Source organism: Lacinutrix sp. MedPE-SW (genome assembly GCF_001874145.1).
GTDB lineage: Bacteria > Bacteroidota > Bacteroidia > Flavobacteriales > Flavobacteriaceae > Lacinutrix.
This window is the reverse complement of the sequence record NZ_MPCX01000003.1, coordinates 1-13,173: the sequence shown is the minus strand read 5'-3', so window position 1 is coordinate 13,173 and position 13,173 is coordinate 1. Positions and strand designations below refer to the sequence as shown.

Here is a 13,173-nt window from a genome sequence, read left to right as displayed (position 1 = left end):
TTTCTGGCAAAGCAGAAATTTTATTTTTTTTTTGGCGTTACCTAAAGGTCGTGCTTTCACTACTCGCTCTTTTCAAGGAGCTCAAACAAACCGTTCAATCACTAACGCATTTATTAATTAAGGCTAATTTCAAAAGCTTCAATTTTTGCTTTTTTACTAAGTAAAAAGTCGATATCGTCGTAGCCATTAATTAAACAGGTTTTTTTATAACTATTAATTTCAAAATGCGCTACATGATCTGTGTTTTCAATAGCAATAGTTTGTGCTTCTAAATTCACAATTATGTTAATGTTTGGATCTTTTTTAATACTTTTAAATAAAGTGTTTAAAAAAGCTTTAGAAACTTGAACAGGAAGTAAGCCGTTATTTAGGGCGTTGCCCTTAAAAATATCTGCAAAAAAGCTAGAAACAACCACCTTAAAACCATAGCCAGTTAAAGCCCAAGCCGCGTGTTCTCTACTCGAACCGCAACCAAAATTATCACCGGCAACTAAAATAGAGCCAGAATAATTAGGATTATTAAGTGCAAAATCAATATTTAGTGTGTTGTCCTTGTTGTATCTCCAATCTCTAAAAACATTATCACCAAAACCTTGTTTATCTGTCGCTTTTAAAAAACGGGCAGGAATAATTTGATCTGTATCTACGTTTTCAATCTGTAAAGGAATTGCTTTAGAATGTAGTGTTGTAAACTTTTCCATATTAATTAAGGTGTTTAGTAATGTCTATAATTTTTCCTTCTACAGCAGTTGCGGCTGCAACTAATGGGCTCGCCAAAATGGTTCTAGAACCTTGACCTTGTCTGCCTTCAAAATTTCGGTTAGATGTAGAAACACAATATTCTCCTTGAGGTATTTTATCTTCATTCATAGCTAAGCATGCAGAGCAACCTGGTTGTCTAAGCTCAAATCCTGCAGCATCAAAAACAGCTTTTAAACCTTCGTTAATAATTTGAGTTTCCACCTGTTTGCTTCCAGGTACTAACCAAGCAGTAACATTTTTAGCTTTTTGCTTTCCTTTTATAAAATTTGCGGCAACTCTAAAATCTTCAATTCTAGAATTGGTGCAACTGCCAATAAAAACAAAGTTTATAGGTTTGTTTATTAGGCTTTCTCCTGCTTCAAAGTTCATGTATTCAAGAGATTTTTTAAACGATGCGTTGGTTTCTACAGGAATATTTTCTGTAATTTTAATTCCCATTCCAGGATTAGTACCATAGGTAATCATTGGTTCAATGTCTTCAGCATTAAAAGAGTATTCTTTATCAAATGTGGCACCTTCATCTGTTGGTAGTGTTTTCCAATAGGCAACTTTTTTATTAAAGTCTTCGCCTTTAGGAGCAAATTGTCTGTCTTTTACATAGTTAAAAGTAGTCTCGTCTGGAGCAATCATGCCGCCACGCGCTCCCATTTCTATGCTCATATTGCAAACGGTCATTCTGCCTTCCATACTCATTTCTTCAAAAACATTACCAGCATACTCACAAAAATATCCAGTACCAGAATTTGTGCCTAGTTTAGAAATTATATACAGAATTACATCTTTTGGTAAAACCCCTTTTTTAAGTTTTCCGTTTACGTTTACACGTAGACTTTTAGGTTTGGTAAGTAGTAAGCATTGGCTGGCAAAAACTTGAGCAACTTGGCTGGTTCCAATGCCAAAGGCAATTGCACCAAAAGCGCCGTGTGTTGAGGTATGGCTATCACCACAAACCATTGTCATTCCTGGTTGGGTTATACCAAGTTCTGGAGCCATAACATGCACAATGCCATTATATTTATGGCCTAATTGGTATAATGTAATATTATTTTTTTTGCAATTTATAGAGAGTTGTTCTAGTTGTTTTCTAGAGAGCTCGTCTTTTATTGGTTGGTCTTGGTTTTGTGTTGGTGTATTGTGGTCTGCAGTAGCAACAATTTGCTTTGGTCTAAAAACAGGAATTCCGCGATCTTCTAATTCATTAAAAGCTTGCGGACTAGTGACTTCGTGTATTAAGTGTTTGTCTATATAGAGTACTTGTGGGCCATTTTTTATAGTGTCTACAACGTGTGCATCCCAGACTTTGTCGAATAGTGTTTTTTTCATTTAAGCAGAGATTATTTGTTGGTAGACATTACTAGTTTCAATAATTTGATGAATATCATTATCGTTTATTTCTTTCTTTTTATCAGCAAAAACTAAAAAACTGGCGTAAACATCGTCCAGTTGAAGTTTTGTAAGTTCGTAACCTACGTTTTTAGCTCTGTATGCAAGTGCAGCTCTTCCGCTTCTTGCGGTTAAAACAATGGCAGATTCTGTAACACCAACGTCTTTAGGGTTAATAATTTCGTAGGTTTCACGGTTTTTAATCACACCATCTTGATGTATTCCAGAACTGTGCGCAAAAGCATTTGCGCCAACTATCGCTTTATTTGGTTGTGTGTAAATACCCATGCTGTCTGAAACAAGTTGGCTCATTCCATAAAGCATTTCGGTTTTAATATTAGTGTCTAGATTTAAATAAGGGTGCTGTTTTAGTACCATGACGACTTCTTCTAAAGCAGTATTGCCTGCGCGCTCTCCAATACCGTTAATTGTGCATTCAATCTGTCTGGCGCCATTAATTACGCCTTCAATAGAATTTGCTGTTGCTAAACCTAAATCGTTGTGGCAATGGCAAGATAAAGTAGCCTTTTCTATGCCTTTTACATTTTCTTTTAAATATTTAATTTTAGCACCATATTCGCTAGGTAAACAATAGCCAGTTGTGTCTGGAATGTTTAAAACTGTAGCTCCAGCTTTTATAGCAGCTTCACATACTTTTGCTAAATAATCATTATCTGTTCGTCCTGCGTCTTCTGCATAAAACTCTACATCTTCAACAAAAGATTTTGCATATTTTACAGCAGCATAAGCACGTTTTAATATAGCTTCTTTGTTAGATTTAAATTTGTGAATTATATGTGAGTCTGATGTGCCAATACCTGTATGTATTCTTGGTTTTTTTGCATATTTTAATGCTTGGGCAGCTACAGTTATGTCATTTTCAACAGAGCGTGTTAAACCACAAACAGTAGCACTTTTTACGATTTTCGAAATTTCTTCTACAGATTTAAAATCACCAGGACTTGACACAGGAAATCCTGCTTCTATAACATCTACTCCAAGTAAATCTAGCTGTTTTGCAATAATTACTTTTTGCTCTGTGTTTAATTTACAGCCAGGAACTTGTTCTCCATCCCGAAGTGTTGTATCAAAGATTTGAATGTTGTTATTTGACATTTATCAAAATATAGTTTAGTATTGTCTTACGAATTTATATTTTGAATTTTTTAATGGCTTAGCGTTTCTGTTATAGATTACGATGTTCAAACGAAAATTTAGGTTTTAAATACTTGATTATTAGTAATTTAATAAAAAATTAAATTGACAACTAAAGACCAAAAAGATAATTTATTTTCTCTGGTAAAGTCATTAACAAAGTCTGAAAAAAGACAGTTTAAGCTTTATGTAGGAAGGCTTGGAGTGAACTCAGATTCTAAATTTTTAAATTTATTTAATCTTCTAGATAAAGCTAAAACCTATGATGAGGTTGTAATAATTAAAAGCGGAATTGTTAAAAAACAGCAATTAGCTAATGTAAAAGCACACTTATATAAGCAAATTTTAATTAGTTTAAAATTAAGTCCTTCGCATCAAAACATTCGCTCTCAAATACGAGAGCAGCTTGATTTTGCATCTATCCTTTACCATAAGGGTTTATATAAACAGAGTTTAAAAATATTAGATAAAGCCAAAGAATTAGCTATACTTAACGAAGAGAAAAATATGGCTTTTGAGATTGTTGAGCTTGAAAAAATTATTGAATCTCAATACATAACCAGAAGTATAAGTTCTCGAGCAGATGAGCTTGCATTACAAGCAAAAGACTTAAGTTCTCAAAATGTAATTGCAAGTAAACTTTCTAATCTTTCGCTGCAATTATATAGTATTATTTTAAAAACAGGTTACGTAAAAAACCAAGAAGAAGGTTTGCGTGTAACTAAGTACTTTAATGATAGGTTACCAAAAATTAATTTAGCAACAGTAGGTTTTAGAGAAAAATTATGGTTTTACAAGGCACATTTGTGGTATAGTTTTTTGCTTCAGGATTTTTTAAATTGTTATAAATATGCATCTAAATGGGTTGATTTGTTTTATCAAAACCCGAGTATGATAAACCTTAATCCTGTATTTTTTTTAAAAGGAAATAACTACTTATTAGAGTCGCTTTTTTTTATAAGTAATAAGCCAAAATTTTTAAAAAAACTAAATGCTTTTAAGGCTACGGTAACAAATCAAAAATTTGTGAAAGATGAAAATGTGTCTAGTTTAATTTTTCTTTATGTTAACTTTCACAATATCAATCAGTATTTTATAGACGGAAGTTTTAAAGCTGGTTTAGAGGTTATTCCAGAAATTGAAAAGGGTTTAATAACTTTTGAAGAAAGAATAGATCCACATCATAAAATGATATTCTACTACAAGTTCGCGAGTATGCATTTTGGTGCAGGAAATAATAAAAATTGTATTTTTTATTTAGATAAAATTATTTCTAATAAATCGCTTTCTATGCGAGAAGACTTATTGTGTTTTTCTCGTGTTTTAAACCTTGTGGCACATTACGAAGCCGGTTTAGATTATCACTTAGAGACTTTACTACGTAGTACTTATAAGTTTTTAATTAAAATGAATGACTTACATGAAGTACAAAAAGAAATGATAAAATTTATTAGAGGATTACAAGATATTTACCCTCATGATTTAAAAAATGCTTTTAGAGAACTTCATAAAACGTTACAGGCTTTTGAAGATCATCCATATGAAAGACGCGCGTTTTTATATTTAGATATAATTTCTTGGTTAGAAAGTAAAATTGAAAACAAATCTGTGGGCGAAGTAATTAAAAATAAATATTTAGCAAAAAACAATCTCTAATTTTAAGAATTTCATAAAAAAATAATAAAAACCTGAAATAATTTGGATATTAAATTTTTGTGAAGCAATATTTGTACTCACAAAGTTCAAAACACTTACTGAAATGTTATCAAGAAAGGTGGAGAGATAGACTCGCTGAAGCCTTAGCAACCCTTAGACTTACTAAGAAGGTGCTAAATTCTACTTAATATTACGATTCATTTATCGAAATATTGGATAGATAACTAAAGACTAATTGCCCATCTGCAATTAGCATTTTCTTTTTAACATTTTTCTATTAAGTACGCTTCAAACGAAGCTTATTTGACTTTTGGTTTAATTTATTTAACTCAAAAAACTTAGAAAAATGAGTACACAAAAATTTGCAACAAAAGCGTTGCACGCAGGACACGATGTAAATCAAACAGGAGGAACAAGAGCAGTTCCTATTTATCAATCTTCAGCTTATGTTTTTGATGATTCAGACGATGCGGCAGGAAGGTTTAATCTTTCTGTTCCAGGATTTATTTACACAAGATTAAACAACCCAACAAATGATGTGTTAGAGCAGCGATTAGCAGCTTTAGAAGGAGGAATTGCTGCAGTAGCAACAGCATCTGGAACAGCAGCTATTTCTACAACCTTGTTAACGCTTTTAAAAGCTGGAGATCATATTGTTGCTTCTAGTAGTTTGTATGGCGGAACGTATAATTTATTAAGTGTAACGCTGCCAAGACATGGTATTACAACAACGTTTGTAGATCCTTCAAATCCAGAAAATTTTGAAGCAGCAGCACAAGAGAATACAAGAGCAATTTTTGTAGAATCTTTAGGAAACCCTAAATTAGATGTATTAGATATTGAAGCAATCTCTAAACACGCAAAAGCGCATAAAGTGCCTTTAATTGTAGACAATACTGTAGCTACGCCGTATTTGTTAAACCCAATTGAATACGGTGCAAATATTGTAATTCATTCTTTAACAAAATACATTAATGGTAATGGTACATCTTTAGGTGGTGTAGTTATTGATGCTGGAAATTTTGATTGGACTAATGGTAAGTTTCCAGAGTTTACAGAGCCATCACCAGGTTATCATGGTTTAGTATATAGTGAAGCTATTGGAGAGGCGGCATTTATTGCAAAAATTAGAATTGAAGGATTAAGAGATTATGGAGGAGCGCTAAGCCCGTTTAATGCCTTTCAAATTATTCAAGGATTAGAAACATTAGAGTTGCGAATAACTAAACACAGTCAAAATGCATTAGAACTTGCAAAATGGTTAAAGCAACAAGAAGAAGTTACTTGGGTAAATTATCCTGGTTTAGAAACAAGCGACTATAAAAATTTAGCAGATAAATACTTGCCAAACGGTCAAAGCGGTATTGTAACTTTTGGAGTAGAAGGTGGTTACGAGTCTGCAAAAACAATTGCAGATACCACAAAACTGTTCTCTCTTTTAGCGAACATAGGCGATACAAAATCATTAATAATTCATCCTGCAAGTACTACACATCAACAATTAAGCGATGAGGCTCAAGAAAGCACTGGTGTAACAAAAGATTTAATAAGACTTTCTGTGGGCATTGAAAATGTTGAAGATTTAAAAGCCGATTTAAAAGAGGCGTTTGCGGTTGTAAAACAAAAAATAACACTTTAAAAAAAAGAAATTATGAGTGATTTAAAATTTAGTGTTATTGGAGAAAGTGCATCTGCAACAAAATTTATTGGTAAAACCAGGCAATTTACATTAGTGGTTGATGAGCCAGAAGCTTTAGGTGGTACAGATGACGATGCAAATCCTGTAGAATACATTTTAGCTGGATTTGCAGGTTGTATAAATGTTGTTGGGCAATTGGTAGCAAAAGAATTAGGGTTTAAAATAAATAATTTAAAAATTGAAGTATCAGGAGAATTAAATCCTAATCGTTTTTTAGGAAGTTCTAATAATGAAAGAGCAGGTTTTAAGTTTATAGAAATTAATTTAATTCCAGAAACCAATGCGTCAATTGAAACTTTAACAAAATGGTTACAGATTGTTGAAGAAAGATGTCCGGTAAGAGATAATTTGTATAATAAAACACCTGTAAAAATAGCTGTAGAAAAAGAATATAATGTATCGCAAAATTAGTTATGGAAAATTTAAGCTACATAAAAATTCTTAATTATGTAACTAAATCTGGTAAGGCTGTAAATGTAAACTTGTCTTACCAGGTTTTTGGTAAACCTTTACATAGTGCACCAATTGTTATGGTTAATCATGCGCTAACAGGAAACTCTAAAGTAACAGGAGAAAATGGCTGGTGGAATGATTTAATTGGTGATTTTAAATGTATAGATACAACGCAATTTACGGTACTAGCATTTAATATTCCTGGAAATGGGTTTGATGGTAAACATGAAAACATAATTGAAAATTATAGAGATTTTATAGCTAGAGATGTTGCAAAACTTTTTGCTTTAGCTTTAAAAAAGTTAAATATAAATAAACTATACGCGGTTATTGGAGGATCGGTTGGTGGAGGAATTGCATGGGAATTAGCAGCTTTAAAACCAAATTTAATAGAGCATTTAATACCTGTGGCAACAGACTGGAAATCTACAGATTGGTTAATAGCAAATTGTCACATTCAAGATGCGATTTTAAATCATTCTAAAAAACCATTAGAAGACGCAAGAATGCATGCTATGACTCTGTATAGAACGCCAGAATCGTTAACAAAAAAGTTTAACAGAAGTAAATATAACATTCATGAGTTTAATGTAGAGAATTGGTTAAGCTATCATGGTAATGCCTTAAATAAACGTTTTAAGCTTAAAGCATATAAGTTTATGAATCAAGTTTTAAGAACTATTGATATTACTAAAAACCGAGGAACATTACAGGAAGTGGTTTCAAAAATTAAAGCTACAATACACATAGTAACAATTAATTCAGATATGTTTTTTAAAGCTGAAGAAAACTGGGATACATTTGTAGACTTAAAATTAATAAAAGAAAATGTAAACATTCATGAAATAAAGTCTATTCACGGTCATGATGCTTTTTTAATAGAGTTTAATCAATTAGCAGGTTTTTTAAAACCTATTTTTCAAATTAATAAAAATGCAAATAAAATTAAAGAGTTAAGCCTTTTAGAGCAGGATTAGATAATAATATATATGAAAAAGTAAAAACAAAAACCCGATTCAAATGAATCGGGTTTTTTAGTGTTGTCTCTATGAATATTGTATTTTCTTTTCTTGTATATATTTAGCAAGTAAAAACTTAATAGAAAATTTACTAGTAATTTTCCAATTAAGAACATGCTAATTCAATTAATATTCACGTTGTTAGTGGTGGTTTATTTTTCAAATATCAAGTGCTCTAAATATCTTACAGCGGATGCTATTAAGTTTTTCCGGTTCCTAGCTTTTTCTTCAAAATTTTCAAGAGAATCTTTGTTTAATTTTCTACCCTTTATAAAAATGGTTGATGGGTTTTTTAATGTAGATAATTCTAACAAAGGATTGCTATCTGTTAGTAATAAGTTCGCAATTTTGCCAACTTCAATGGTTCCCATATTGTTCATAATAGAATGAGTTTTTGAAGCATTTATTGTAGCTGTTTTAAGTACTTCATAATTAGAAAGTCCAGCTTCTTTATAGAATGCTAGTTCTTTATGAATTGAAAACCCAGGAATTGTTACTCCTATTCCAGCATCTGTTCCGCAAATAAAAGTAACACCTTCTTTATGTAATTTTTTAATGATTTTTATATGCAAATCATGCTGGTTCTTTATAGCCTTAATAATTGAAGAATCTCTTAGTTTAGTGCTGTGCCATCTGTCAAATTGTGCTTTACTATCAATTCTTTTAATAAGCGGATTCATGAATTGAAGTTGTTCTAATTCTAAAATATTATCATCAATAAGCATTTGATAGATGTTGTTGTAAACTGTTAAAGTTGGACTAAAAGTACTATGTTTTGATTTTGAGAAATCGTTAACTACTTCTTTTAATTTTAGTGTATCTAATAAGTTGTAGTTTAGCGGTTGTTGAATTATTTCCTCTGCATGTTCTATAGATTTTATTTGTGAATTAAAATGATACGAATATGGTACTTTTTGAGATGGATGAGCAACAATATCAATGTTAGAAACTCTTGCCTGTTCAATCACGGCATCAAAGATTTCTTTATCCAATCCATAGTAAGTTTTGATAAAATCGTAACCTCTTTTTTTAAACGAGATTACTTTTTCTTTAGCTTCATGTGGACTGTTTAGATTTAAGTTATCATCTCCTATAAATTCTGGACCTGTAAGTTTAGGTCCTGTTGTAAAAAATATAGGTGAAATAATTTCGTTATTGTTTACTTCTTCTTTAATTCTTAGATGCATTGGCATACCCCATAAATTTCGAACTGCCGTAACTCCATTAGATAGATATAGTCCAAGTTCATATCTATCCCATACATGAACATGCATATCTATAAGACCTGGTGTTAGATATTTGTTTTTTGCATCAAGAGTTTCAACTCCATTTGTTTCAATCCTATCTGCAATTTTTTGAATTATTCCATCTTTTATGTACACCATTTTGTTTACTAAAACAGTGTCTTGGTTCATTGGAATTATATTAACATTGGTAATAAGGAAAGAATTATTATTAGCAGATTTAATATTTTTACTATTTAAGTAATTGGTGCTTTGTTTATCTACTAGAAGCATCACCGCGATAAATACCAGCAAAGCTCCAATAATTATAAGGATGAATTTAAGAATTCGTTTTACTGTTTTCATATTTAGGTTAATTATCGCTAAGGTTTTTTATATGCTTTTTTGCGTTGGTTTAGCAACTAATTTAGTAAATACAAACCGCATAGAATATCCGAGAGGATTTTTGCAAGTAGGCTAGAGCTAGCTATGTGTTTTTTTGTTTTTTTTAAGGTATTAATTCAGTTTTAATTTTTTACTTTTTCCAATAAATAAATATAAAAGTGAACCTATAAATGGAAGTAATATAACAACTAAAGCCCAAATTACTTTGTCGTTTTTCTGAAATTGGTTTCTTAAAATATCTATTAGGCAAAAAATCCAAAGTCCAATGGAAATTATTATTAAAGCTTGCCAAGTAAATAAGCCTAAAGAAAATTCTGTAATTGTTTTGTCCATAATAATAGTTTTAAAAATTTTTAATTTCGCAATTTGCTAAGTTCCGATTGAGTAAAAATCCGAGTTTTCAATTCAGATATCGATTCCGTAAACCAGCTAAAAAGTCAGGCATAATTCAATTCAGCGTGTTTTCGAATTTTGGCAATATAGTTTTTCGGTTTTTACTTTTTTAAAATACAAAAAAAACCGAAAATAAACTAACTTTATCCATTTCTGCAAACTTGCTCTAGCATTAAAGTTAACGTGTTTGTGTATGATTTCGTTGCGTGTTTCAACAATTAATTTAGCAAAAAAAAACCGAATAGAAAATCTGCGAGGATTTTTTTAAGTAGGCGAGAACAAGCAATTACTTATAGCCATTGTTGTGCGTTCGTTTTTTTATTCGGTTAACAATTTCAAATCCCAAATATTCTTTCAGTTTCGGAAATTTGTATCTATAATATTCATTCCAATAGCTTATCATTCTACTTTCGGTCTGTTGCCAATATTTAGGGTTTTCATCTCTAAATTTAGCGTAATAATCCAAAGTGTTTTCGTTTATTTTTTTGTCAATTATTGGAAGTAATTCATAAACGTATTCACCAATTAATTGGATTATAAATGGAACAGTCCATTTTTCTGAACTATCAGATATTAAATTCAGTCGTTTTTCTCTTAAATAACCATTGTGATGACGCAAATAAATACAATTTAAAATGTCTTTTTGTTTGTTAGTCAAAGACTTTTCCAATTCTGGATTTGGTTCGTTAAAGTAAAGTCTGTAGGGAATTATTAGAGTTTCGTTGTCAAAATCAATATTCAATTCCGATTCGTGAATCAGATTGTCAACTTTGTGAGTTTGTCCATTACATAATTTGACTTGATTATTTTCGAACGGTAAAATTTTCAAAACTTCATTCAAGTCCGAATGCAATTCTTTCGGAAACGATTTTTTTAATCTTTCCTGATATTCAGATTTAATATTTCGCTTAAATATCTTTAGCATTTCGGTTTTCTCAAATGACGCACAACGTGTTTGTATATGGAAAGTTGCGGGTTTGCGTGCGAGGAATTTCCGAAGGAAATTCAGACGTAGCAAACATGCAACGACCTTTGTTTTAGCACAACACCAGCAATTTTTTATATACGGTGTTGTAACCAGTTTTTTTATTCAATTTCTAATTCACATACTTTTCCGTTTTCGGTTGAGAAGTGAATTTTAGTTTTTCTTTTTTTATAATGATGAACTTTTGCATAAACGACATTGTCCCAAACCCAAGTTATTGAATCATTACTTATTTTATTCGGTTTTCCAATCAGTTTTTCCACATAAACTTTGTCAAATCCGTTCAGTTTAGTAATTCCGTTTTCCTTAACGCGTATCATTTTCACAATCCCATTTTTCAGTACGTATTGAATTCCGTTACTTGTCAAAATCCAACCATTCTTAATATCCGCATTTTGACTTTTATCTTCTTTGTCATAAAATTCAGAAATTAGTTCGGTTGGTAATTCAGTCAAATTTTGTCCGATTTCAATTCCGTTAAATTTCAACAAATCAGAGCTGAAATCAGATTCAAAAATTACTTCTGGATTATATGTGAACTCGGTTTTTCTCAAATTGGTTACAACGGTTCGGTATAACCGTCAGTTACGGGTTAATATGCGTTAATTTTCGGTTTAGCATAGACTTTAGCAATTCCGAGTGGATTCGGACGTAGTCGAATCCGCCGTAATTGCAGTTATACATTGTTGTACAACGTTTTTTTATTCAGTTTGCGATTCCAATTATTTTAAAAAGTTCGCGAACTTTAATCAAGTCAGATTGAGTTTTGAAATTTCCCAAATTCCTTTTCTTTCCGTTTTTCAATTCCAGTGCAAACCTTTTCTTTCCAAACACAGTTTTTTCTTCTAGTCGACTTATTTGTTCAACGGGAATGTTTTCCGCGGTTGACATTTTAAACAAAAACATAAAAAGAACAACTAACGAAATAATTCCCAATCCAATCCAGATATATTCAATAAAACCATATTCAGTTGTTTGTTTTCCAAATATTCGGATTACTGCGTTTGCTAAATTTAATATCATTAAAATTTTTAAAATCAGATATTGGTTTTTTAGTCCATCTTTGATTTCGATTGAGTTTTCTGATTCGTTTAATTTTATTTTCATCCCTTTTTCAGTTTTCTTGGCAAATGTTGTACAACGGTCTCGTATAACCGTCAGTTACGGGTTAATATGCGTTAATTTTCGGTTTAGAACTGGCGTTAGCAATTCCGAGTGGATTCGGACGTAGTCGAATCCGCCGTAATTGCGGTTATACATTGTTGTGGTGTCGTACTTATTTTTCATCTTCAATTAATTCGATTTCATCTGGTTCTTTCGGTGGCGGTGGTGGTGGCGGAATATTAATTTTTTCATTCAGCCATATTTTCAAATCTTTTCTGTCTGTTACTAGTTCAAATGACTTTATTAATTTATCCAGAGTTTTTGGTAATTTTTTAATTCCGTTTTGGTCATATGATAGATAAATCAGAAGTTTTTCAGGATTGTCACTTAATCTTGGGTTTTTGCCATTATTTTCCAAGTCTCTTTTTAATATCTTGATTAGACTATCTAATGGATAAAAATTTTCGTCTAGTTTATTAATTGTGTCATTATGTATTTCTATTACATTCTTTTGTTTGATTAAAATACAAGCAAAATTCTCCCAACAAGGATTTCTGAAATAAACCCTTTTTATTGTGCTGTCATTTTCGATTGTAATTTTTGGAAGACTATCGTTACATACGATTTGTTCAGTCCGTTTGAGTATGTCATTCCAGTTTTTAAATTCGGTCAATTTTAATTCAACTGCGATACTGTCGTTTTCATTTTCAAAAAGTCCAAAATTCTTTTCAATTTTTTCAATTGTTTTCCTTTCTGAATTATGACAGTTAAAACAAGTCAAAATCAGTAAAATCAAAAACGATATTTTAATTGGATTTGTCATTTCTCGTATGCACCACAACGGTTTTGTATATGAAAAGTAGCGGGTTTTACTCACTAACTTTTCGGATTGCAACTGATCTCTAATTTATTCATTTTATTTCGTTTAAGCGATTA

13 protein-coding genes and 1 riboswitch are annotated in these 13,173 nt (G+C 31.2%); of the genes, 4 read left to right on the top strand and 9 right to left on the bottom strand.

Annotated features, from left to right (window positions below):
* Positions 1–113: 113 nt before the first annotated feature.
* From leuD to BM549_RS03745, 3 genes are read right to left on the bottom strand one after another with little or no spacing between them, the layout of a single operon-like run.
* Positions 114–701, bottom strand: coding sequence for a 3-isopropylmalate dehydratase small subunit (gene leuD, locus BM549_RS03755; protein WP_290469039.1), 588 nt, complete (start codon positions 699–701; stop codon positions 114–116).
* Position 702: 1 nt separating this feature from the next.
* Entirely contained in the window at positions 703–2,085 is a 1,383-nt protein-coding gene (gene leuC, locus BM549_RS03750; protein ID WP_290469038.1) for a 3-isopropylmalate dehydratase large subunit, read from the bottom strand.
* The gene (locus BM549_RS03745; protein WP_290469037.1) at positions 2,086–3,261 is read right to left on the bottom strand and encodes a 2-isopropylmalate synthase; all 1,176 of its coding nucleotides are present in this window, start codon (positions 3,259–3,261) and stop codon (positions 2,086–2,088) included.
* Positions 3,262–3,405: 144 nt separating this feature from the next.
* Between BM549_RS03745 and BM549_RS03740 the strand changes: the two genes are divergently transcribed.
* The 4 genes from BM549_RS03740 (at position 3,406) to BM549_RS03725 (ending at position 8,085) form a co-directional block, all read left to right on the top strand.
* Positions 3,406–4,956 carry a hypothetical protein gene (locus tag BM549_RS03740; RefSeq protein WP_290469036.1) on the top strand — a complete coding sequence of 517 codons (1,551 nt, stop codon included), beginning with the start codon at positions 3,406–3,408 and terminating at the stop codon, positions 4,954–4,956.
* A gap of 103 nt (positions 4,957–5,059) precedes the next feature.
* Positions 5,060–5,183, top strand: a riboswitch (SAM riboswitch).
* Positions 5,184–5,302: 119 nt separating this feature from the next.
* Entirely contained in the window at positions 5,303–6,595 is a 1,293-nt protein-coding gene (locus BM549_RS03735; RefSeq protein WP_290469035.1) for an O-acetylhomoserine aminocarboxypropyltransferase/cysteine synthase family protein, read from the top strand.
* A gap of 12 nt (positions 6,596–6,607) precedes the next feature.
* Positions 6,608–7,066, top strand: coding sequence for an OsmC family protein (locus BM549_RS03730; RefSeq protein WP_290469034.1), 459 nt, complete (start codon positions 6,608–6,610; stop codon positions 7,064–7,066).
* A gap of 2 nt (positions 7,067–7,068) precedes the next feature.
* Positions 7,069–8,085 carry an alpha/beta fold hydrolase gene (locus tag BM549_RS03725; protein WP_290469033.1) on the top strand — a complete coding sequence of 339 codons (1,017 nt, stop codon included), beginning with the start codon at positions 7,069–7,071 and terminating at the stop codon, positions 8,083–8,085.
* Positions 8,086–8,279: 194 nt separating this feature from the next.
* On the opposite strand, the gene BM549_RS03720 is transcribed toward BM549_RS03725, so the two are convergent.
* From BM549_RS03720 to BM549_RS03695, 6 genes are all read right to left on the bottom strand, one after another.
* A complete protein-coding gene (locus tag BM549_RS03720; protein ID WP_290469032.1) occupies positions 8,280–9,716 on the bottom strand; it encodes an amidohydrolase family protein in 1,437 nt (478 codons plus the stop codon).
* Positions 9,717–9,866: 150 nt separating this feature from the next.
* Positions 9,867–10,088, bottom strand: a complete 222-nt coding sequence (locus BM549_RS03715) for a PLD nuclease N-terminal domain-containing protein (RefSeq protein ID WP_290469031.1) — start codon at positions 10,086–10,088, stop codon at positions 9,867–9,869.
* A gap of 346 nt (positions 10,089–10,434) precedes the next feature.
* A complete protein-coding gene (locus tag BM549_RS03710; protein ID WP_290469030.1) occupies positions 10,435–11,073 on the bottom strand; it encodes a hypothetical protein in 639 nt (212 codons plus the stop codon).
* Positions 11,074–11,234: 161 nt separating this feature from the next.
* Positions 11,235–11,687 (bottom strand): hypothetical protein, encoded by a 453-nt coding sequence (locus BM549_RS03705; RefSeq protein ID WP_290469029.1) that lies wholly within the window; start codon positions 11,685–11,687, stop codon positions 11,235–11,237.
* A 151-nt stretch (positions 11,688–11,838) separates the two neighbouring features.
* Positions 11,839–12,240 carry a hypothetical protein gene (locus BM549_RS03700; protein ID WP_290469028.1) on the bottom strand — a complete coding sequence of 134 codons (402 nt, stop codon included), beginning with the start codon at positions 12,238–12,240 and terminating at the stop codon, positions 11,839–11,841.
* Positions 12,241–12,409: 169 nt separating this feature from the next.
* A complete protein-coding gene (locus BM549_RS03695; RefSeq protein ID WP_290469027.1) occupies positions 12,410–13,060 on the bottom strand; it encodes a hypothetical protein in 651 nt (216 codons plus the stop codon).
* Positions 13,061–13,173: the final 113 nt, after the last annotated feature.

Excerpts from the sequence above, each read along its gene's own strand:
- leuD (WP_290469039.1), bottom strand. The coding sequence starts at position 701 with ATGGAAAAGTTTACAACACTACATTCTAAAGCAATTCCTTTACAGATT.
- leuC (WP_290469038.1), bottom strand. The coding sequence starts at position 2,085 with ATGAAAAAAACACTATTCGACAAAGTCTGGGATGCACACGTTGTAGAC.
- BM549_RS03745 (WP_290469037.1), bottom strand. The coding sequence starts at position 3,261 with ATGTCAAATAACAACATTCAAATCTTTGATACAACACTTCGGGATGGA.
- BM549_RS03735 (WP_290469035.1), top strand. The coding sequence starts at position 5,303 with ATGAGTACACAAAAATTTGCAACAAAAGCGTTGCACGCAGGACACGAT.
- BM549_RS03730 (WP_290469034.1), top strand. The coding sequence starts at position 6,608 with ATGAGTGATTTAAAATTTAGTGTTATTGGAGAAAGTGCATCTGCAACA.
- BM549_RS03725 (WP_290469033.1), top strand. The coding sequence starts at position 7,069 with ATGGAAAATTTAAGCTACATAAAAATTCTTAATTATGTAACTAAATCT.
- BM549_RS03720 (WP_290469032.1), bottom strand. The coding sequence starts at position 9,716 with ATGAAAACAGTAAAACGAATTCTTAAATTCATCCTTATAATTATTGGA.
- BM549_RS03715 (WP_290469031.1), bottom strand. The coding sequence starts at position 10,088 with ATGGACAAAACAATTACAGAATTTTCTTTAGGCTTATTTACTTGGCAA.
- BM549_RS03710 (WP_290469030.1), bottom strand. The coding sequence starts at position 11,073 with ATGCTAAAGATATTTAAGCGAAATATTAAATCTGAATATCAGGAAAGA.
- BM549_RS03700 (WP_290469028.1), bottom strand. The coding sequence starts at position 12,240 with ATGAAAATAAAATTAAACGAATCAGAAAACTCAATCGAAATCAAAGAT.
- BM549_RS03695 (WP_290469027.1), bottom strand. The coding sequence starts at position 13,060 with ATGACAAATCCAATTAAAATATCGTTTTTGATTTTACTGATTTTGACT.